Annotated in this window: 16 protein-coding genes; 2 read left to right on the top strand and 14 right to left on the bottom strand. The window is 38.4% G+C overall.

Annotated features, from left to right (window positions below):
* Positions 1–756: 756 nt before the first annotated feature.
* The 14 genes from mdoH to CXF76_RS04070 all read right to left on the bottom strand — a co-directional run bounded on the left by mdoH (position 757) and on the right by CXF76_RS04070 (position 17,271).
* The gene (gene mdoH / locus CXF76_RS04135; protein ID WP_101163101.1) at positions 757–2,718 is read right to left on the bottom strand and encodes a glucans biosynthesis glucosyltransferase MdoH; all 1,962 of its coding nucleotides are present in this window, start codon (positions 2,716–2,718) and stop codon (positions 757–759) included.
* Entirely contained in the window at positions 2,690–4,309 is a 1,620-nt protein-coding gene (locus CXF76_RS04130) for a glucan biosynthesis protein G (protein ID WP_024589477.1), read from the bottom strand. The genes mdoH and CXF76_RS04130 overlap by 29 nt, the downstream gene beginning before the upstream one ends.
* A 329-nt stretch (positions 4,310–4,638) precedes the next feature.
* A complete protein-coding gene (locus CXF76_RS04125; RefSeq protein WP_101163100.1) occupies positions 4,639–7,371 on the bottom strand; it encodes an ExeM/NucH family extracellular endonuclease in 2,733 nt (910 codons plus the stop codon).
* A 128-nt stretch (positions 7,372–7,499) separates the two neighbouring features.
* The gene (gene hemB, locus CXF76_RS04120; RefSeq protein WP_007579839.1) at positions 7,500–8,510 is read right to left on the bottom strand and encodes a porphobilinogen synthase; all 1,011 of its coding nucleotides are present in this window, start codon (positions 8,508–8,510) and stop codon (positions 7,500–7,502) included.
* Between the two features lie 12 nt (positions 8,511–8,522).
* On the bottom strand, positions 8,523–10,376 hold the full coding sequence (locus CXF76_RS04115; protein WP_024589475.1) for a sensor domain-containing diguanylate cyclase: 1,854 nt from the start codon (positions 10,374–10,376) through the stop codon (positions 8,523–8,525).
* Positions 10,376–11,161, bottom strand: a complete 786-nt coding sequence (locus tag CXF76_RS04110; protein ID WP_024589474.1) for a TatD family hydrolase — start codon at positions 11,159–11,161, stop codon at positions 10,376–10,378. Before CXF76_RS04110 ends, CXF76_RS04115 begins: the two co-directional genes overlap by 1 nt.
* Positions 11,161–11,679 carry a hypothetical protein gene (locus CXF76_RS04105; RefSeq protein WP_024589473.1) on the bottom strand — a complete coding sequence of 173 codons (519 nt, stop codon included), beginning with the start codon at positions 11,677–11,679 and terminating at the stop codon, positions 11,161–11,163. Before CXF76_RS04105 ends, CXF76_RS04110 begins: the two co-directional genes overlap by 1 nt.
* Before the next feature lies 1 nt (position 11,680).
* Positions 11,681–12,421, bottom strand: a complete 741-nt coding sequence (gene tatC / locus CXF76_RS04100; protein WP_024589472.1) for a twin-arginine translocase subunit TatC — start codon at positions 12,419–12,421, stop codon at positions 11,681–11,683.
* Between the two features lie 48 nt (positions 12,422–12,469).
* Positions 12,470–12,802 carry a Sec-independent protein translocase protein TatB gene (tatB, locus tag CXF76_RS04095; protein WP_024589471.1) on the bottom strand — a complete coding sequence of 111 codons (333 nt, stop codon included), beginning with the start codon at positions 12,800–12,802 and terminating at the stop codon, positions 12,470–12,472.
* 5 nt (positions 12,803–12,807) lie between these two features.
* Positions 12,808–13,056, bottom strand: a complete 249-nt coding sequence (gene tatA, locus CXF76_RS04090; RefSeq protein ID WP_004334954.1) for a Sec-independent protein translocase subunit TatA — start codon at positions 13,054–13,056, stop codon at positions 12,808–12,810.
* Between the two features lie 80 nt (positions 13,057–13,136).
* Positions 13,137–14,741 (bottom strand): ubiquinone biosynthesis regulatory protein kinase UbiB, encoded by a 1,605-nt coding sequence (ubiB, locus tag CXF76_RS04085; protein WP_101163099.1) that lies wholly within the window; start codon positions 14,739–14,741, stop codon positions 13,137–13,139.
* A 9-nt stretch (positions 14,742–14,750) separates the two neighbouring features.
* Positions 14,751–15,434, bottom strand: a complete 684-nt coding sequence (locus tag CXF76_RS04080) for a ubiquinone biosynthesis accessory factor UbiJ (RefSeq protein WP_101163098.1) — start codon at positions 15,432–15,434, stop codon at positions 14,751–14,753.
* 11 nt (positions 15,435–15,445) lie between these two features.
* Entirely contained in the window at positions 15,446–16,201 is a 756-nt protein-coding gene (gene ubiE / locus CXF76_RS04075) for a bifunctional demethylmenaquinone methyltransferase/2-methoxy-6-polyprenyl-1,4-benzoquinol methylase UbiE (protein ID WP_024589468.1), read from the bottom strand.
* A gap of 83 nt (positions 16,202–16,284) precedes the next feature.
* A complete protein-coding gene (locus tag CXF76_RS04070) occupies positions 16,285–17,271 on the bottom strand; it encodes a GGDEF domain-containing protein (RefSeq protein ID WP_024589467.1) in 987 nt (328 codons plus the stop codon).
* 358 nt (positions 17,272–17,629) lie between these two features.
* Here CXF76_RS04070 and CXF76_RS04065 point away from each other — a divergent pair, with 358 nt between their 5' ends.
* Both CXF76_RS04065 and CXF76_RS04060 read left to right on the top strand, forming a co-directional pair.
* Positions 17,630–19,411, top strand: a complete 1,782-nt coding sequence (locus CXF76_RS04065) for a DUF885 domain-containing protein (protein WP_101163097.1) — start codon at positions 17,630–17,632, stop codon at positions 19,409–19,411.
* Positions 19,412–19,591: 180 nt separating this feature from the next.
* Positions 19,592–21,073, top strand: a complete 1,482-nt coding sequence (locus CXF76_RS04060; RefSeq protein WP_024589465.1) for an FMN-binding glutamate synthase family protein — start codon at positions 19,592–19,594, stop codon at positions 21,071–21,073.
* The last annotated feature ends 29 nt before the right edge of the window (positions 21,074–21,102 follow it).

Here is a 21,102-nt window from a genome sequence, read left to right as displayed (position 1 = left end):
TTATTAATTAGTCCTATGTTACTAATTAATAAAAAGGTGCTAGAGAGCAATTTATTTACCTCAATCACTTAATTGGTTGGTTTATAAGAGGTTAATTGTAAAGTAAATGTAACTGCATGAATTTTAAGAACTTCTATTGATGCATCTAAATACGTAATGTAGAATACTAGCACTTTTAGACTAGAGCTCTAAAGTCAGATAAGGAAGTCTCCGCAGCAGAGACGTTTGCTATTAATTCTATATAAGACGTAACGATCATGAAATCTATTAAATTAGCACCAAACTGGTGGCTACAATTTACAAAATGCGTTTTAGCATTCAGCTTAATATTTTTAATTCATATTATATTTTCTGTGAACCTAAAAATTGTTTTTCTCACTGTAATGCCAGCTCTACTGATTATTACTACTTTTAATATTCCTCATCTTCGTTTTTTACATTGTTATAAAGCAGGCATTTGTTATACGCGTTTATGCACAAAGCGTTATATCAATAGCGAGGAAATTAGTTGCGTATCATTTAGTTCGTTTTTTCTTTTCACCATTTTTAAGGTGGAGTTAGATAATGGTAAAACGTTCCATTTTTATAACTGGCAACTTGATGATGAAACGCAATCAGCTATTTGTAAAATGTACTGCAATAAGTTAGCTAACAAAATTGAAAATATTAGCGATAAATGCAATGCTTGATCTTTAATTTAGATAGCAAAAAGGAGCGATTAATCGCTCCTTTTTTGTTTTTGTATTTTATAACGCGCTAATTAAACTTTTTTATAGCCTTAGCTTTTAGCGCTTTCATCTTTAGCCTGCGTGGCTTCTTAAAAGACTGGATAGGCATTGTTACCAACTGCTCTTGTGGTAGTGCCGGTATTGTTTGTGGATAAGCACCTTCCTTTGGTACCGAAATTTCTTTTAGATGTATTTTAAGTGCTTCTAGAGTTGAGTCGTTATCAACTTCACTAGGGCAAATAAATATACCTAATTTTCTTAGTTGTACACCGAGTTTAATGCTACTGGTATAACGGATAATCGGAGCGCCTAATACTAAGCCCAGCAATATAGGTGATAACCACCAAAAGAATACTGGCGTGAAGTAGTAAGCCGTACAACCCCATGCAATAGCCACAATAGTTGAGAATAACGTATAACCAAACGCCTCTTTCCACGGAACCATACGACCTTCGCGCGGTTGTGCATCCCACTTCACTTTTTTACCTAAAAACACACAAAGTACAAAGTAAGCATGAAATACCATCATTAATGGGGCAACAATAATAGCAAATACGGTTTCAATGATTGAACCTAGTATGAGCTTAATTGAACCACCAAAGCGTTTGCTTCTATGTATTAAGGTTACTATTATGCCCATTAGTTTAGGCATTAATAAAATAACAATAGTTAAATACAAGAGTGAATCAATCAGATCGGTTTTAGCTATTTGCCATGTAGGGAATAATTGATAAACACGGTTAAAGTACACATCACTATTTAATGCGCGCGTTACTGCATCAATAGTACTTAGCGCTAGCATTGAGAGCCAAATTAGTGATGAAATATAGGCTGTCGCACCAAGTAAAAAGTGCAGCTTACTCATTAATTTTAATTTTGATGATGACAATAAACCTAAGTGCTGAATATTACCTTGCACCCAGCGTCTATCGCGTACAGCGTAGTCTAGAATGTTACTTGGTACTTCTTCATAGCTGCCTTCAATATCTGATAGCAACAATACATCCCAACCAGCACTGTGAAGTAGTGAAGCTTCTACAAAGTCATGACTTAAAATTTCGCCGCCAAAAGGTGCATTACCTTTTAGTGTTGGCAAGCCACAGCACGTTATAAATGCTTCAACTCTAATGATTGCATTATGACCCCAGTAGTTGGCTTTATCAGTTTGCCAAAAAGCAGAGCCAGTAGCGAGCATTGGGCTATATAGCACTGACGCAAACTGTAAAAAACGGCCAAAAAAGGTATCTTGACGAACAGGGATCGGAATAGTTTGGATCAGGCCTGCTTGTGGGTTGTTGAGCATACTTGTAGTAAGCTCTAGCATACATTTTCCGGTCATTACGCTATCTGCATCAAGCACAATCATATGGTCGTACTGGCTGCCCCAGCGCTCACAAAAGTTGGTTAGGTTACCTACCTTACGGTGTTTGTTATCTTCGCGACGACGATAAAAAACGTTTTTAGTCGTATCACCTAAACGTTCACACAATGCATGCCATGCACTTAGCTCGTTTTTAGCTATTTCTGGGTCTTGCGTGTCGCTTAATAGATAAAAATCGAAGTTTGCAAGTTGACCTGTTTCTTTTAACGATTGCAGACTAACTTCAAAGCCCGCGATAACACGGTGGGTGTCTTCGTTGTAAATAGGCATTACAACGGCGGTTTTTTGGGCGTTAATTGCCTCACTATTGAACTCAATTGGTTTAATACGCTTTAGCGTAAGTGGGTCAATTCGTAATAGCTGTAATACAAAGCCGATTGTTCCACTACAAAATGCCGTTACAATCCAGGCAAAAGTGATTGAGAATAATACTAAAAGAGCATACTCAAGTAATGTCATACCGTTTGAGCTTAAAATCTCAAACATAATAGATATGCCGTAGCCAGATGTGCCAAGCGCTGCAATAGCAAATAGCCAAACTCTTAATGTTTTGAATGGCATTGGAGTGCCCTTACCTTTATTACTTGATGTCATTTGGGTACCAAACATAACTCCATACCTCGCTAATTTCTTTATCACGTAGTTTTAACGATAAACGCATATCAACGGGTTGATCGTCCTGTGGTGCAATTTTAAAGGCTACACGCCATCCTCGTGAATCAGGCAGTTTTTGTACATTCACGTCGGTTACTTCGCCTGTTGTAAGTTGAATGTCGGCATCTAGCTTTAACTGTTCAGAGAGTTGATTTATTTCTGACCCAGTAAAATCAACAGTAAATTGGCGATGGCTTTTTGGTGGTGGATTGTCTTCACCTGGTAAAGCGGCGCTACCGATCCTTGTGCGCAGTACTCTCGCTTTCTCGTGCTGAGTTAAAACTGCATTAAAGGTCGTCATTTTGTAGCTTAGCTTTAATGAATCACCGGCTTTCATTGGCTTTTCTGGTACCCAGTAACTTACGATATTGTCGTTAGTTTCTGTATCAGTAGGTATTTCTACAAGTTCTACACGGCCACTTCCCCATTCACCTTGTGGTTCGATCCATAGGCTAGGGCGGTTGTGGTAATGTGCTTCTGTGTCCAGGTAGTTATTAAAGTCTCGGTCTCGTTGAGCTAACCCAAAACCTTTTGGATTATTATATGAAAACGAAGTTACACTTAGCTGTGAAGGGTTGTTAAGAGGGCGCCATACCCATTTATCATCAGCTGATTGAGTTAATAGGCCATCTGAGTCATGAACTTCAGGGCGATAGTCATCAAAAAATTTGGTACTGTTTTCACCGTGGTAAAACATACTCGTTAGTGGAGCTACACCTAGCTTTTTAATATCTTTACGCGCAAATATCTGCATATCAACATCAACTAGCATATTAGTTGTAGGGTCAACACTAAACTTGTATGCACCCGATATAGATGGGCTATCTAATAATGCAAAAATGGTGATTTGGGTTTGGTCGGCCTTTGGTTTAACTAACCAGAATTCTTTGAACATTGGAAATTCTTCACCCGAATTTTCTGCTGTATCAATGGCAAGGCCTCTAGCTGATAATCCATAAACTTGCTGAGGGCCAACGACTCTAAAATACGATGCTCCCTGAAATACCATTACTTCGTCTTTATACTCGTTAGTATTTAACGGGTAATGTAAGCGAAATCCAGCATGGCCTAGTTGAGTATCCGCAACACTTTTAGCTATTTCTTCTTGTAGTGGTGCAGCAGTGCCATCGTATTGGTAAAAGTCGGTACTGAAAGGTAAGCGACTGCGTTTAGAGTCGCTATCAACGGTATTTATTGTCACAGGTGTTTTATATAAAAAACCAGGATGGAATAATTGCAGCTCGTACAGGCCTTCATCTTTCCATACTGCTTTGTCTTTTTTAAATCGAATTGAACGGTAATCTTGATAATCAATATTGTTAAGTGCTTCAAGCTCAATGTTTTTAGGCGCCACGTATTCTTCGCTTGCTAACTTTTTAGCGCGGGCGCTAATTACGTCAAATAAGCTACTTTGTGGGATTGCTACATCAACGGTTGCAGCAATCGCTTGGTTGCTATTGCCCCAAGTCGAAAAAATAATAAGTAGACCCAGTAGTGGTGCTGACTTCTTTTGCCATTTAGGCAGATTTTGGGTTAGTTGTTTCATTCTCATTCCTTTATAAAAACACGACTTATTTTTACGTTTAGGGTAAATATTGATTTTATTTTGTAAGTATCTTCTAAATAACTTAGAGCAAAATTTAAACCTTAATAAAAGTTCATATTTTTCAATAGGTAATATTTATATACATAATTCACTGAGGTTTTGTTGTGTAAAATTCACTCAAATGTATGTAGTTGTTACTGATTAATTACTAGAAGATTCACAGATCGTCTGAACATATTACGGGGGGTTTAATGAAGCTTGTCTGAATTACATTTGTATAAAATAAAAAAGCCGCAAGAGCGGCTTTCAAATGTTTAGATTTAACTTAGTTATTTCTTTTTAAATCGACGCACTATTGATAGTGGTGCTAAAAGAAGTGATAACCATAATAATGAACCTGCATCATTATCATCATCTGAGCGTAAGTTATTTACTTTCACGGCTACTTTTTCAACGTTAGATAAGTTACCCACGCTATCCTGAGCTTGCACTGTTAAAGTAATACGATTTTCAAATTCGTAATCAATCTCTCCAGCAACAATTAGCTGCCCCTGATTGTTAATAGAAACGCTGTCATTATCAGATGTAATAAATTTAACAACTGGTGATTCATCGGCATTTGGATCACTAAAATCGAGTGTGCCGATAATTGTTCCAATTGCGCTGTTTTCATCGACTGCAAAAACTTGATCAGCTTTAATAACTGGCGTTTGTTCTTCAGGTGTTAAAGTGATTTCAGATTTAATATCAATAATTACAGGGTCGTGATCTGATGCGCGGTATGCACTTTCAGAATACAAACTAGATTGTTGACCTTCGCTTTTAAACTCTACATTGTAATCAAGAGAAATAGGTTCATCTGCGTTGATGTGCCAATCTGTTGCTGCGACAATTTTGCTAAGTAGTGATTGGGTAGCTACTGCATGATCTAAACTACCTGCGCGACCAGAAAAACTGTAAGAATAACCAAGCGTATCACCATCAATTTCTGCAACTACATTTTTGTAGCCTTTATCAGCAAATGCACGTATAGGATCTTCCATTGCGTAAGCATTCATATCGCCGACTAAAATAGTATCTTCGTCGTCAACACCGGTTGGTTTGCTATCAAGCCAATTTGCGAATGCATTAGCACCTTCTGTGCGTATTTCATTCCAACAGCCTTGTCCATCACCTGAATCTGCATTGTTTCCAGAAGCACTACCACAGCTTTTAGATTTAAGGTGTGACACAGCAACAGTAAATACTTCATCAGTTTCTAATGATTTAAAGCTTTGTGCAATTGGAGCACGGTTACTAAAATCAAATGGAGCCTCAGTCGTAATAGCAGCAGTACCTATTTCTTCTACTTTGTTAGCACGATAGATAAGTGCGGTAGTAATTGCATCGGTACCAATTTGATCTACGTTAAAATCAACAAATGCATAGTTGTTAGCACTATCAGCGTCATTTAATGCATCTACTAAGCTTGCAATTGCACTAAATTCGCCAAAACCATCATTTTCAATTTCCATTAAACCAACAACATCGGCCTGGATAGCGCTAATGGCACTTACAATTTTAGCTTCTTGGCGAGTAAATTCAGCTTCTGAATCTGCACCTCGGGCTGTCGGGAACCCTCCGCCTTGGCCATCACCATTAAAGTAATTAAGTACGTTAAAGCTAGCTACACGTAAATCTGCTTCAGCATTAAGTTTAGGCGCATTTTCACGTGCATTTGTTGCAATAAACGAAGGTGCTACAGTTGGGTGGATTCTGTAAAGGCTAAAGCTATAAGCAAGTGCCCCCGTAACCGTATTAACTGTATCGCCAGTACGTAATGTATTTTCTGCTGATAAGCCTGGAGTTGGGTAGGCTGTAGGGTCTAAGTTTTGTACTGTAGAGCCATCATCTAGTAAAATCTTTTTAAGTAGATTTTCAGTTTCAACTGCATTAGCTGCATCTCCAGGTAATGCAACTTGGGTACCTTGATACAAGCGTTCTGTTGCTAATTCAACTTCACCATATCGACCAAGGCCAAAGTTATTAGTTACTACTAATGGTTGTTCTAATGTAACTAACATACCTTCAAAAGCTTCTAAATCAGTTGTATCAGCTAAAGGTAAAGTGATTTTTGTAGCTGCTGCAGCTAAACCAGTGCCACATACGGCAACTTGGCTAACACTGCCGATTTGTGTTGCATCAAAATATTCTTCTACAGTACCTTGTACACGTACATGGTCGCCTACGTTTACGTCAATATCTGCAAAATAAACAAATACACCTTCAGAGGTGAGAGGATTTGCATCTATGTCAGCAGCAAGTGAGCTAACAAAAAAGCCTTTTAATTGATCATCATCTTGGAAGTCTGCGGTTACAATACCCTCAAACTCTACTAAAGTATTAACAAGCGGGCTTGCAGAGCTATCGCCTTGTATAGCGTTAATTAGTACTTTTTCTGCGCCACAAACAAGTGGTTCAAGTGGTTCTGGTTCTGGAATTGGTTCAGGAGCACTGCCTTCAGAACCAGAATGAGAACCTAATCCATCGAATGTATCTATATCAAATTGAACCCATTCATCGCTAGGGCTAAACGCTGATGTTGAATCAGTGCGGCCTGTTGTAATACTGTCTTTTCTACGGAGTGTTTTGTTTTGCGTTTGTGCTGAGGCATCAGACCAAAATGACCCTGGATCTACACCCACTTGACCAAAGCTATCGACTACAATACCATCTTTTGTTAACACAAGAGCATCGTCACCGTTGTAAAATGTAACAGTGCTAGTAGTATCGGAAATACTTAGTATGTCTTCAATTGCGCCGGAGTTGGCAATTACGTATGTTGTATTTGCAGCTAATTCACCTGTTAAAGCAATAGAATTTCCTACAGTATCGCTACCGTTTGAATACAGTCCTAATGTGTATCCATCAAGTACTATTGAGGTAGGTGCATTATTATAAAGCTCAATTGCTTTATTATTACTGCTTCCCTCTATGTATTCTGAAATGATTAGATCTGCAGAGGCTGGTGCACTGAGACTTGCTATAACAAGTGCGAGTGGTGTTATTTTTGTTTTAAACATTTTTTTATTATTCCCGTGTATTAATCCCAAAATGGGACACCAGTTTAGAGAATAAATATGACGAAAATAATACAAAAATGTAAACGAATGTAAACAAAAGGCGATTTAACCGCCTTTTTATAAAAACCTTACTTTTTAGCTAGGTATTGTGCGGCTTGCTTAGCAAAATAGGTCAATATTCCATCGGCGCCTGCACGCTTAAATGCAAGTAAAGACTCCATTATAGTAGCTTCCTCACTTAACCAACCGTTATCAATAGCTGCTTTGTGCATTGCATACTCGCCACTTACCTGATATGCGAAAGTAGGTACACCAAACTCGTCTTTAACACGACGTACAATATCTAAATAAGGCATGCCAGGCTTAACCATGACCATATCAGCGCCTTCTTGTAAGTCTAATGCGACCTCACGTATTGCTTCATCAGAGTTTGCAGGGTCCATTTGGTAGGTTTTTTTATCGGCACCTTTTAAGTTCCCAGCAGAACCTATTGCATCTCTAAATGGGCCATAGTAGCTAGATGCGTATTTAGCTGAGTAGGCCATAATACGGGTATGCACAAACCCATCAGCTTCAAGTGCTTCACGAATTGCAGCAATACGGCCATCCATCATGTCCGAAGGGGCAATTACATCGGCGCCCGCTTCTGCATGCGAGAGTGCTTGTTTAACTAAAATTTCGGTGGTTACGTCGTTTATTACATAGCCTGTGTCATCAATAATGCCGTCTTGACCGTGCGTCGTGAATGGATCAAGTGCACCATCAGTAATTACACCCAACTCAGGAAAGGCTTCTTTTAAAGCGCGAACAGTACGTTGCACTAAGCCATCGTCATTATATGCTTCTTCGGCAAATAGTGATTTTTTGTCCGCAGGGGTTACCGGAAAAATAGCAACGGCAGGTACGCCAAGTTCAACAAGTTCTTTTGCCTCAAGCAATAGTAAATCTATCGATAGACGTTCAATACCAGGCATTGATTCAATTGCTTCGCGGCGATTTTTACCTTCAAGTACAAATACAGGGTAAATTAAATCGTTTACGCTAAGTTGGTTTTCGGCCATTAAGCGGCGAGAAAAGTCGCTGCGGCGCATTCTGCGCATGCGAGTATACGGGAAAAGGTCTAATCCTGATTGGGCCATATTAATATGCTCCTACTGTGGTAATGGAAAAGTGATTACTTGATTACGGCCATGTTGCTTTGCGTAATAAAGTGCTTTGTCGGCGCACTCAGTAAAAATTTGAGGATTGCTAACATCATCAGCAATGCTGGTGTATACACCAGCGCTAATTGTAAATTGAATATCATTATTGGCAACCGTTACTGTACTGGCTGAGATAGCTGCTCGTATTTTTTCAGCTATGTCTTGTGCACCTTCGCTGGGGGTATTAGGTAATAGCACCACAAACTCTTCACCGCCATAACGAGCAACTTCATCGAGTGGTCGCTTTAAATGATCTTTTATAAGGTCAGATACAGCTTTAATAACTTGATCGCCAATTATGTGTCCGTATGTATCGTTAATGCTTTTGAATCGGTCTATATCAAGCATAACAATACTAAGCGGCGTTTGTTCACGGCGAGACCGACGAAGCTCCATTATTAGCTTTTTATCAAAAAAGCGTCTGTTTTTTATTCCGGTTAAAGCGTCTTCGGTATTGAGTAACTCAAGTGAGCGGTTTTTTTCTTCAAGTTCTCTGAGTGTAATTTGTAATTCAAAGGTGCGTTCGTCGACTTGTGATTCGAGTTCTTGGCGTGTTTTTTCTTGTAACTTTAAGCGCTCTTTAAGTAGCGTATCTTGAGCCGCATTTTCAGCAATCAAGGTTTGCTGAGCAATTACTTCTTCATCACGTTGCAAAATAAATAACTTCATTACACTGTAGCATAGACAAAATGTGCAGCTAAAAAAGCATGTAAATACAAATGCTAATGTACTTCTGTCAAAGGCGTATAGCCCTATTACTGCAACAATAAAATAAAGCATCACCACCAAGAAAAAAACTAATACGAGCAGTAGCGCTTTATTAGGTTTAGAAGGTGATAAACGTATGCACATAAGTGTAGTTGCAATATAAAAGCCTAAAACGATTGGGATAGTAGTTAAGCAAAATAGTGTCACTATATGGTTTGGAAATAGCCAAATAAATAATAACGAGACACCTAATGCGTTAACTACCACTTTTTGAACCGTTAGTAAAAAAGAGGGCTTTGGATGGCAAATTTGCTTTTGTAAAGGCAAAAACATTAAAGCAATAAGCATAAGTAATACAGGGATCATAACTTGCTGTAATGCTGGCAAATTAGGATGAATATATTTTAGGCCAAAGCCACAAATGTAGGCTAATAAACTACCTAATGTGAGGGTAATTAAACCAGCATAAACAAAATAACGTTTACGTGAAAAACTATATAAAACTAAGCAACTCACACCTAAAGAAAATATAAAACCAATCAATAAGCCATAGAGTAAATTAAGTTTACCTTTATGTGCCAAATAAGCTTCTGGTTGCCACAGCGTTAAAGGGACTCGCAAGCCGGAGCTATTCGTCACTCTCATAATAATAATGGTTTCGCTATTTGCAGGGCTAATTAATTTAACTAATAAAGATTCACTCTTAATCGCACGTTTATCAAGGGGGTATGCATCGCCAATTTGGGTGTGAGAAATTAATTGCGAGTTATGTAACTGATATACTTGAACGTCGTTTAGCAGAGGGTTGTTTAGTGACAACAGTTGTTCGGTATTATAACTAAGCGTGTTTTTTATTTTAAATTTTATCCACACAGAACGCTGCTCTAGTCCTAAATTAAGAGGTTTTCCTGTGTTTTTTAGCCACTGTATATGGCCACTTTGTTGTGCACTTAATAGCGATGTTGGTTCAAAAGAGTAATACAGATTATTGATGTTTTGAGAGTTAAAATCGTGTTTTATTATTACCGGGTTTGCGAAAGAGCAAAAAGTGCAAAGGAATACCAATAGGCTTAAAAGTGCCTTTGCATAGGCCATTAACGATCTTCTAAACCAAAAACACGGTGAAAATTTTCTGTAGTTTTACGGGCTACAACTTCTTCATCTATTTGATAAAGTTGTGCAACCGTTTGACAGATATAAGGAAGCAGGGCAGGTTCATTTTTACGCGATTTAGGTTTTGGCTTAACTGTTCGTGGAATTAAAAATGGCGCGTCAGTTTCTATTAATAATCGATCTAGAGGAATACTAGGCACTAGTTGTTGTAAATCTTTACCACGCCTTTCATCACATACCCAACCTGTTATACCAATATACAGACCTAAATCTAAATATTGCTTAAGAGCTACTGAGTTACCCGTAAAGCAATGAAGCACACCGCGAATATTAAACTCTTTTAGAATGCTCAACATATCGTCACTTGCATCACGTTCATGTAAGTAAACAGGTAAATCTAATTTTTCGGCAAGCACTAGGTGGCGTCTAAAAACACTACGCTGTACATCGCGAGGTGAAAAGTCACGGTTATAATCAAGGCCGCATTCACCAATCGCTATGACTTGCTTATTGTTTGCAAGTGCAGTTAATTGTACTTCTAATTCATTCGTCGCCGATTTAGCATCATGCGGGTGGACACCCGCCGTAGAATATTGAAGATGTTTTATCGCAAGTTCAAGTGATTGCTGACTACTTGCAATATCACAACCTATAATAAGCATATTTGTAACCCCGGCTTCGCTTGCGCGGGTAATTACATCACGATGCTGGTCATCAAATTGATGATTAGTTAAGTTAACCCCAGCATCAATTAACGTATATGACATTACTTAGTACGTTTAACGCGAATAGAGCGGTTTTTACCGTCTTTTTTCAGTAAGAAAGAGCTGAATGCACCGCGACTAATTATAATTGTATCATTTTCTTTTAAACGCATGCTGTCAGAGCCAATTTGGCGCCATTGTTGGCCGTTATCTAGTGAAATAATTAACTCGCCATAAGCAGCTTCATCAATTGATGTAATCATGGCTTTTATTTCAGTTTCTTTCTCTACTTGCTCTTCTATTTTATGCTCTAAACCAAAATTGTCAGCTTTTGCCTTTGCTTGAATTGGTGCTGCAGCTACGACTTGAGGCACATTGTTAGCCGTTGGTGGAGTGAGCGTTTTTGTTATTGTTGGCTTTGTTAGTGATTTACCAGCAATTGTATTGTCATAGCAAAGTAATCGGTTAAAGTCATTTTCAATAAAGCTACATGCTTGCAGGGCCTGAGTATTAAATTCAGTTTGCGCAGCAAAAGTAGGCGCACTTAATAAAACCAATAGTGAGAGTAGTTGTTTTTTCATTTTATTCCTCAGATTCTTTTTGTGGTTTGGCGGTATAAAATTTTGCTAAAATTAAACCTAGTTCAAACAAAAGAAGCATCGGAAATGCTAATAATGTTTGTGATAAAACATCAGGCGGTGTTAAAAACATTGCCACTACAAATACACCCACCACGATATAAGGGCGCTTTTCTTTTAAGCTTGTTGTTGTTGTTGCGCCACTCCAGCATAGCAACATAATTGCCACTGGAATTTCGAAAGCGACACCGAATGCAAAAAATAGTTTTAATACAAACCCTAAATAGCTACTTATATCGGGGGCAAGAGTCATCATCTCTGGGCCGGTACTTGTAAAAAAGCCTAAAATAATTGGCAGAACTACAAAATAACAAAAAGCTATGCCGCCATAAAATAATATTATACTTGAGGCGAGAATGGGCATGAGCATTTTCTTTTCGTGCTGATATAACCCCGGTGCTATAAAGCCCCAAATTTGATGCAATATCCACGGAATCGACGCAAATAAAGCGACAAATAAAGTAAGTTTGAAAGGTGCAAAAAAGGGTGCAGTTACATCAGTTGCAATCATAGTCGCAGTACTTGGCAAATGCGAAACTAACGGCTGTGCAACAAAGGCGTAAATATCATTCGCAAAATATACTATGGCAATGAAAATAACTAAAATGCTCAATAGTGCTTTTATTAGCCGATCACGTAACTCAATTAAATGCGCTACAAACCCCGATTTTACTTCCTCAGCCATTATTTTTTATACCATGTAGTAAGTTGACCACAAAGTGAGAGATAAATTTCACTTTTTTTCATCAAGTTGTTGGTTATTTGATGTATCAGGTTGTGTTTTTTTGTAGCTGTGAGTAACTGACTCCGCCGCTTTTTGTAGCTCTGTTAATGAACTTTGTAGCTCAGGGCTTAAATCTTTTAATTCTTGCTGTTCTGCTTTTTTAAGGTTTTCGTGCAGCTCATGAATACGAAGCTCTTCACTTACTTCGGCTTTTACTGAGTTGGCAAGTGATTTAGCGGTTTTAACCCATTTACTCACTGTTCTAATCGCAACAGGTAAGCGCTCAGGGCCGAGCACCACTAAACCCACAATAAAAATAACAACAAGTTCCCACATGCCCATACTAATTAAACCTTATTGTTATCTTTGTTTTTTTCAGTATCGGTTGAGTTGTCAGCAGTGTTTTTTTCTGATTGTTGAATTTGCTCGGATTTCTCTTTTTCGCTCATTTGATCATCCGACATTGCTTTTTTGAAGCCTTTAACAGCGCCTCCAATGTCACCACCCATACCGCGTAGTTTTTTTGTGCCAAAAAGTAAAACTATGATCGCTAAAACAATTAATAATTGCCAAATACTAATACCACCAAAACCCATGGTTTTCTCCAATATATAAAACGGTTAAATGTATATTTTAAATACTAATTATACGCCCAATAGCGCAAATAGCACTCAGTTTATGCGTTGCGCCATGCTGCAATAAAGCTAATAGCAGATAAGGCTATTGCAATGCTTGCAGCTACTAAATCGTGCTGTAAATAACAAAGTGTTGCCATAATCATTGTAGCACTACCAAATAAACTCAATATTAAAGGTTTATGAGATACCTTTTGTTCTTGAGGTTGATGAGCGTGTGGTGCACGCTTTAAATTTTGGTAAATTAGATCAGGTAGTTCAGGCATTTTTTCAGCCCAAAATGGCAAGTTAGCATACATTTGCTTCAGTACTGATAGCGGTCCAACTTGCTGCTTCACCCAATCTTCTAAAAAGGGTTTGGCTGTTTTCCATAAGTCGAGTTGCGGGTAAAGCTGACGCCCTAATCCTTCAACGTATAATAAGGTTTTTTGTAGCAATACTAATTGCGGTTGTACTTGCATGTTAAAACGACGTGCAGTATTAAATAGATTTACGAGTACGTGACCAAATGAAATTTCGGCCAAAGGTTTATTAAATATAGGCTCGCAAACTGTGCGAATCGCAAATTCAAATTCTTCAATGCTAGTATCTGGTGGTACCCAACCAGAATCTACGTGTAGCTGTGCAACTTGGCGATAATCACGATTAAAAAAGGCGATAAAGTTTTCAGCTAAATAGCGTTTATCTTCTTTGCTTAACGTACCAACTATACCGCAATCAATACCGATATACATTGGATTTTCAGGATGCTCGCGAGAGACGAATATATTACCAGGGTGCATGTCAGCATGAAAAAAGCTGTCTCTAAACACCTGCGTAAAAAACACTTCTACGCCGCGCTCAGCAAGTAATTTCATATTAGTGTTTTGCGCCAGTAATGCATCCGTATCAGACACAGGTATACCGTAAATACGCTCCATTACCAGCACATTGCTACGGCTGTAATCACTGTAAACTGCAGGGATATATAATGAATCAGAGCCTTCAAAATTGCGTTTTAGTTGAATGCCATTGGCACCTTCGCGCATTAAGTCGAGCTCGTCTAGGAGTGTTTTTTTGTATTCTTTAACCACTTCAACGGGGCGTAGACGTTTTGATTCGTTATGGACTTTTGCAAGTACCTTAGCGAGCTTTTCCATTAACGCTAAGTCGGCATTAATTTGCTCGTAAATATTGGGTCTAATAACCTTAATGACTACATCTTGCTCAATGCTTTGCTCATCAATAAGCTTTGCTGTATGTGCTTGCGCTATAGATGCTGAGGCCAGTGGAATTTGTGAAAACTCACTAAACAACTCACTTATGTCGTTAATTTCTAGGGCTTTTTCTATAATTTTTTGTGCAAGTGCGCCTTCAAATGGCTGAACTTGATCTTGTAAAAATGCAAGCTCTAAAGCGATATCATGAGGGAGTAAGTCACGACGAGTTGAGAGCATTTGGCCAAACTTAATCCAAACAGGACCAAGCTCTTGTAGTGCCAAACGTAAGCGTAGCCCTGCAGGTTTTTCTTTGTGCTGATTACGCAGCCAAAACAAACTGCCACGAGCTACTCTACCAAACCAAGGGATCTTATGTTTTGGAATTAGCTCGTCTAGCCCATAGCTAAGTAAAGTTTTGGTGATGTTATACAAGCGTGCAGTCGACACAAAAAATCCTTAGCGGGTGTTTGAAGGTGAAAAAGAGTTTAACAAGGTATTTATACGCTGCTCAACGGCAGCGACTTGGCCTTTGAGTTCTCTATTTTTTTGTTTAAATTGCTCAAGTTCTAATGGGTGAATAGTAATTGCGAGCTCATCTTGGCATAAACTTGTAAGCATTGTACTTATTTTAGTGTTGGTTTTGCTGCTCTTTTGTTTTAGTTTCTTTAAGTGCAGATATAACTGCTGAGCGGGGGTATCGCCAATGTATCTAGAGAGCTGTTCAGGCCAATCAATATCAATGCCTGAAAACGCATTGCTATAAGTTTGCGCAATATTTAAATCGCCTTGTAAGTCGAGCTTATCTTGGCGAATTAACTGGGTAAGCATAGCTGGGTTTTTAAGCGCTAAAAGCGTGTCTATGTCTGCGCTGATCATACAATCTGCGTTTTCATTATTTTGAGCACTGTATAAGTGTAATTGCTCAGCGCTATAAACAAGTTGGATGCTTTGTTGCCAATCTCTTACTTCAACCACTAAGCGCTGATATTTAACTGCGCTTAGCTTTTGAGATAATTGTGGGTCAAGGCTAAGTGCTTGATTTAGTACACGCTCAATAAGCGAGAGTACAAAACTAGGTAACATAAAAAATTCAGATGGCATTGCATCATTATTATTTTTTGTTATTTTCTCAAGCGCCATAACTGCTAGCCTTAATATTTAAAACCACGATGCAGCGCAACAATTCCGCCTGTGAGGTTTTGGTATGTTGTTTGCTCAAAGCCTGCATCTTCCATCATCGCTTTTAGCGTGTCTTGATCTGGATGCATACGAATAGATTCAGCTAAATACTTATACGATTCACTGTCGTTAGCAACTAGCTTACCCATTGTAGGCAATAAATTAAATGAGTAAAAATCGTAAGCTTTACTAAGTACGTCATGCTCTGGTTTTGAAAACTCTAAAACAAGTAAACGACCACCTGGCTTTAAAATGCGGTACATAGAGCGTAATGCTTTGTCTTTATCGGTAACGTTACGTAAGCCAAAGGCAATAGTGATCACATCAAAGCTATTATCTGGGAACGGCAGCATTTCTGCATTCATTTGTACGTAGTCTATATTGCCCACTAACCCAAGATTATGTAGTTTTTCACGACCAACTTTAAGCATAGATGAGTTTATATCACCTAAAACAACTTGACCCGTTTCGCCAACTAATTGACTAAATTTTGCAGTTAAGTCGCCAGTACCGCCGGCTAAATCGAGTACATGATGGCCTTTACGAACACCTGAGCTTGCAATAGTTTGACGTTTCCATAAACGATGCACACCAAAAGACATTAAATCATTCATTACATCGTATTTTGCAGCTACTGAGTGAAATACATCAGCAACCATAGAAGCTTTGTCGTTCTCGGCTACTGTTTTATAACCAAAATGCGTGGTCTTTTGTTCGGTTTCGTTCATGATTAATCTCTATCGTGACAATAGAGGTTAGTGTACTTTATTGTACGCAGTAGGTGCAATTTGAATATGATTTATCAGGTAATTTATTGCCCTGCAGTGTAACTACTTTGCCCTAATGAACGTGCTTTAAAAGCCGCATGAGATGCTTTTTTTGCTAACTGATTAAAATCATCTTCTTGTTGATGCTGTGCAATTCCTAGTGATAAGCCAATACTTGGTAGCTTGATACCTGTTTTTGAACTAACAAAGCGTAGCTTTTCGACCCCATTTCGTACTTTCTCGGCTATCACATTGGCCGTATCTGGGTCGATGTCGGCGAGCAAAACAGTAAATTGATCTTTAGCTGTGCGACCAGGTAAGCCACTTTGAAAAACATATTTTTGCACTTGCTTAGCTACCTTACTCAAAATGACTTCACCAATAATATCACCATAATTTTTAGTAAAGTGGTCAAGGTTGTCTATTTGAATCGCTATTGCGCAAATAGATTTTTGTTGATTAGTCCACACTTGAGTTTGTTGCGTTAAATAATGGCGCTTATAAAGCCCTGTTTGGCTATCAATAATATGCTGTTTACGAAGTTGAGTTAGGTGCTTTTGTGTTTTTTCGTGTAGTTGTTTGGCTTTGCTTAGTTCTTGCTTAAATTGCTTATGTTGGTTGAGTAATTCGGCGGTTTGATTATGAAGTACTTCAAGCGCTTGACGGCTTTGTTCTATGTTGTTCTCATCTAGCGAATGTACGCATTCGCTTACTTGACCCGCAAAGCGAATTATTTGCTTTTCAGTAGCTTGAGAATTTTGAGAAAGTGAGTTTATAACACCATCAACATTTTGAATCATGTTAACTTGCGCTTTGTGCCCAGTATTTAAAAACTCAGAATGTAGCTGTTCAATTAAAACGCTATCTATATTGTCTTCAACAGCAATAGCACGGTCTAAAGCTTTATTTAGCTTGAGATTAGTTTGACTGGTATAAGCATAAATAACTTGATAATTCAGCGGCGTAGGTGGGAGCGCATAACGCTCTAAAAAAACACACACTTTGGTCATTTTTTCTTGTGCAATAGCCATGGAATCATGGAACATCATTTTTTAAATACCAACTAAGTACGCATAAGTGCAAATTCGAATATCTCATTCCATGAGGCGGTTATGCGTCCGAGCTTTTTATTATTTTTTACTACAGTAATCGTTATGTGCGTTATTTAAAAGTAAAAACAGATGTTAGGGAACTTAAATTTTACTTTAGCAGCTTGATAGCTGTTTTTCTCATCAATTAAGCTTATTATTAACTCTGTTAGTGTCGCTTTCCACTTTAATACACTTGTTTTTAGTAAGGTTTATTAATTAAAGTTGGTCTCATTTACTTGCTATTTATTTAGCCTGCGATAGCTTTGTGAAATTAATAACACTGCTAAGTTACATTATAATGAATCATTTTTTAATTAAGCCACTTCGCCAATATTTATTTGGCATCACGGTTTTGTGCTCATTGAGTGCATGCCAAATAACAACACCAAATGCCAATAAACAATTCACCCAAGTAGCGAAAAGCATTGTCGATTATAGGCAAAGTACTAATCCTTATAGAAACTTAGAGGGAGTTGAAGGTTACTTATTACCAAATTTATCGCCCGAATTTTTAGCACAAGAATATAAAAATAAAACGCGATTACTTGCTGAATTAGACACTATTAATATTGAAAAGCTAAGCGATGAAAATCAAATTAACTTCGATATTATTCGAGCTCAAGTACAAAACAGTGTCGATGAATATGTATTTAATGCGCACTATATGCCGCTCACCTCTGAATATGGGTTTCATTCTGGTTTGTCGTACATGATAAATAGCTCTCAATATAAAAACCCGGAAGATTACCAAGTGTATCTTGCACGATTGGCGCAAGTTCCGCGCTTTTTTGAGCAAAACATGTATTGGATGAAAAAAGGGCTTGAGACTGGGCTTACTCAACCTAAAGCTGTATTGGAAGGTTATGAAGATTCAATTAATGCTTACATTGTTGACGATGTAACTACATCTGAGTTTTATAAACCTTTTTTAACTAATACAGCGGGTTTGAGCGACAGTGAATTTAAAGCACTACAACAAAAAGCCAAAATCATTATAAAAAAAGAGGTTATAAAATCTTATAAAGGTTACTTAGTGTTTTTTACGCAGCAGTATCGACCTTTTGCACGTACAAGTATTGGCATATCAGAAACACCTAATGGCGAAGCGTTTTATAAAAATAGAGCTAAGTACTACACCACCACCGACATGACACCTAAAGAGATTCACGAACTTGGCTTAAAAGAAGTTGAGCGAATTCGTAGTGAAATGGAAAACGTAATAGCAGAGGTAGGTTTTAAAGGCACGTTTGCTGAATTTATCCACTTTTTACGCACTGATCCACAATTTTACGCTACAACACCAGAGCAGCTTTTAAAAGAAGCATCTTATATTGCTAAAAAAATGGATGCACAACTGCCTAAGTTATTTCATACCTTACCGCGCAAACCTTATGGTGTAGCACCTGTACCGGCCAGTATTGCACCTAAATACACAACCGGTCGATATTCAGGCTCTAATCGAGATGATGAAGCAGGGTATTATTGGGTAAATACTTACGCTTTAGATAAGCGTCCTTTGTATGTTTTGGAAGCATTAACGCTGCACGAAGCAGTGCCAGGTCATCATTTACAGATATCACTTAATGCAGAGCTTGAAAATCTGCCGAGCTATCGTCGTGATGCTTACCTTTCGGCATTTGGCGAAGGTTGGGGGCTTTACTCTGAATATTTAGGTTTAGAAGCAGGCTTTTACCAAGACCCATATAGCCGTTTTGGTCGTTTGACGTATGAAATGTGGCGAGCAGCGCGTTTAGTTGTTGATACAGGTATGCATACGTATGGCTGGAGTCGCGAGCGTGCCATGAACTTTATGAGCGAAAATACAGCGCTTTCGTTGCATAACGTTAAAACCGAAACCGATCGTTATATTACATGGCCTGCACAGGCGCTTTCGTACAAAATAGGTGAGCTAACTATTAAGCGTTTACGCGCTGAGGCAGAGCAAGCGCTAGGAAAAAACTTTGATATTCGTGAATTTCATCATCAAATATTACGTCATGGTTCAGTGCCTTTATCAGTGCTAGAAACACAAGTACGCATGTATATAAAAAATGAATCAGTTAAGCTGGAAAGTAAATAAGTATAATTTTAAAAAATGGGTACTGAGTTGTTTTTATAGCTATTTAAGTTACTAGTTTGTTGGTAAGTGTTTGTATTTGTTATTTTAAGCAAGCAAGTTAGTAAATATAATGAGCCATTTAGTTCATTAAAACGGTCAGTATTTATTAGGTATTATTTTAAAAATCACCAAGGGTCATAAATGAGCAATTTTATAATGTTTAGTATCGATATATTTGCAAGTATGTTTATAGTTGTACTCGGGTTCGTTGTGCTTACTGTTATTATTTTTTATATTCGAGATGTAACGCAAACAAAGCATGCTATTAGACGTAATTACCCTGTTATTGGTCGCTTTCGATATTTTTTTGAACGCCAAGGGGAGTTTTTTAGACAGTACTTTTTTGCTCAAGATAGAGAAGAAATGCCGTTTAACCGCGCAGAGCGAAGCTGGGTTTATCGTGCAGCAAAAGATGTTGACCGTACAGCTGCGTTTGGTTCTACGCAAAGCTTAGAAGTAACAGGTACGGTTATGTTTATGAACTGTGCTTTTCCTACTTTAGATGAAGAAGCACTCGACCCGAGCAATGTTACTTTGGGTCCATACTGTAAAACACCTTACACAACCAACTCGTTATTCAATGTATCTGGTATGAGTTTTGGTGCGCTTTCAAAGCCAGCTGTACGAGCCTTATCAAAAGGGGCAAAACTAGCAGGTTGTTGGATGAACACCGGTGAAGGGGGGTTAAGCCCTTATCACTTAGAAGGGGGGGCTGATATTGTTTTCCAAATTGGTACCGCTAAATATGGTGCACGAGACGAGCACGGTAATTTAAGTACTGAAAAACTTAAAGAAATAGCGGCTCACGAACAAGTAAAAATGTTTGAACTTAAAATGAGCCAAGGCGCAAAACCAGGTAAAGGTGGTATGTTACCAGGGCGCAAAGTCAACGCCGAAATAGCTAAAATTAGGGGTATACCAGAAGGGCAAGATTCTATTAGCCCCAATGGTCATCCTGAAATTAAAAACCCAGCCGATATTCTCGATATGATTGCCACTGTACGTAACGCGACAGGAAAGCCTACAGGCTTTAAAGCGGTAATTGGTGCTTACGGATGGTTAGAAACGTTGTTCGCTGAAATAAACCACCGTGGTATAGAGTCTGCACCTGACTTTATTACCATAGATAGTGCTGATGGTGGTACGGGCGCAGCACCACAACCGCTTATGGATTCGGTTGGTTTACCACTGCGCGAAAGTTTACCGCTTGTAGTTAACATGCTTGAAAAACATGGGCTGCGAGATCGTATTAAAATAATCGCCTCAGGTAAATTAATTGTTCCTTCAAAGGTTGCTTGGGCGTTAGCGCTCGGTGCTGATTTTGTTGTATCGGCTCGGGGGCATATGTTTGCACTGGGCTGTATTCAGGCAATGCAATGTAATAAAGATACCTGTCCGACGGGTATCACTACGCATAACGAGCGTTTGCAACGTGGTTTAAATGTAGCTGATAAAGCGCAGCGAGTAGCTAACTATAATAAATACATTCATTACGGAGCTGGCCTAATAGCTCATTCTTGTGGTGTGACTAGTGCACGCGAATTAAAACGTGAACATGTACGTATAGTGCAAGAAAGTGGTTTATCAGAACCGCTCGATAAAATTTACGAAAACTATAAGTAAGTTTTTAACTAACTAAAAAAGGCGCTAAT

It is taken from the genome of Pseudoalteromonas sp. 78C3, assembly GCF_002836695.1.
Classification (GTDB): Bacteria; Pseudomonadota; Gammaproteobacteria; order Enterobacterales; family Alteromonadaceae; genus Pseudoalteromonas; species Pseudoalteromonas arctica.
This window is presented reverse-complemented; position numbering and strand designations above follow the sequence as displayed.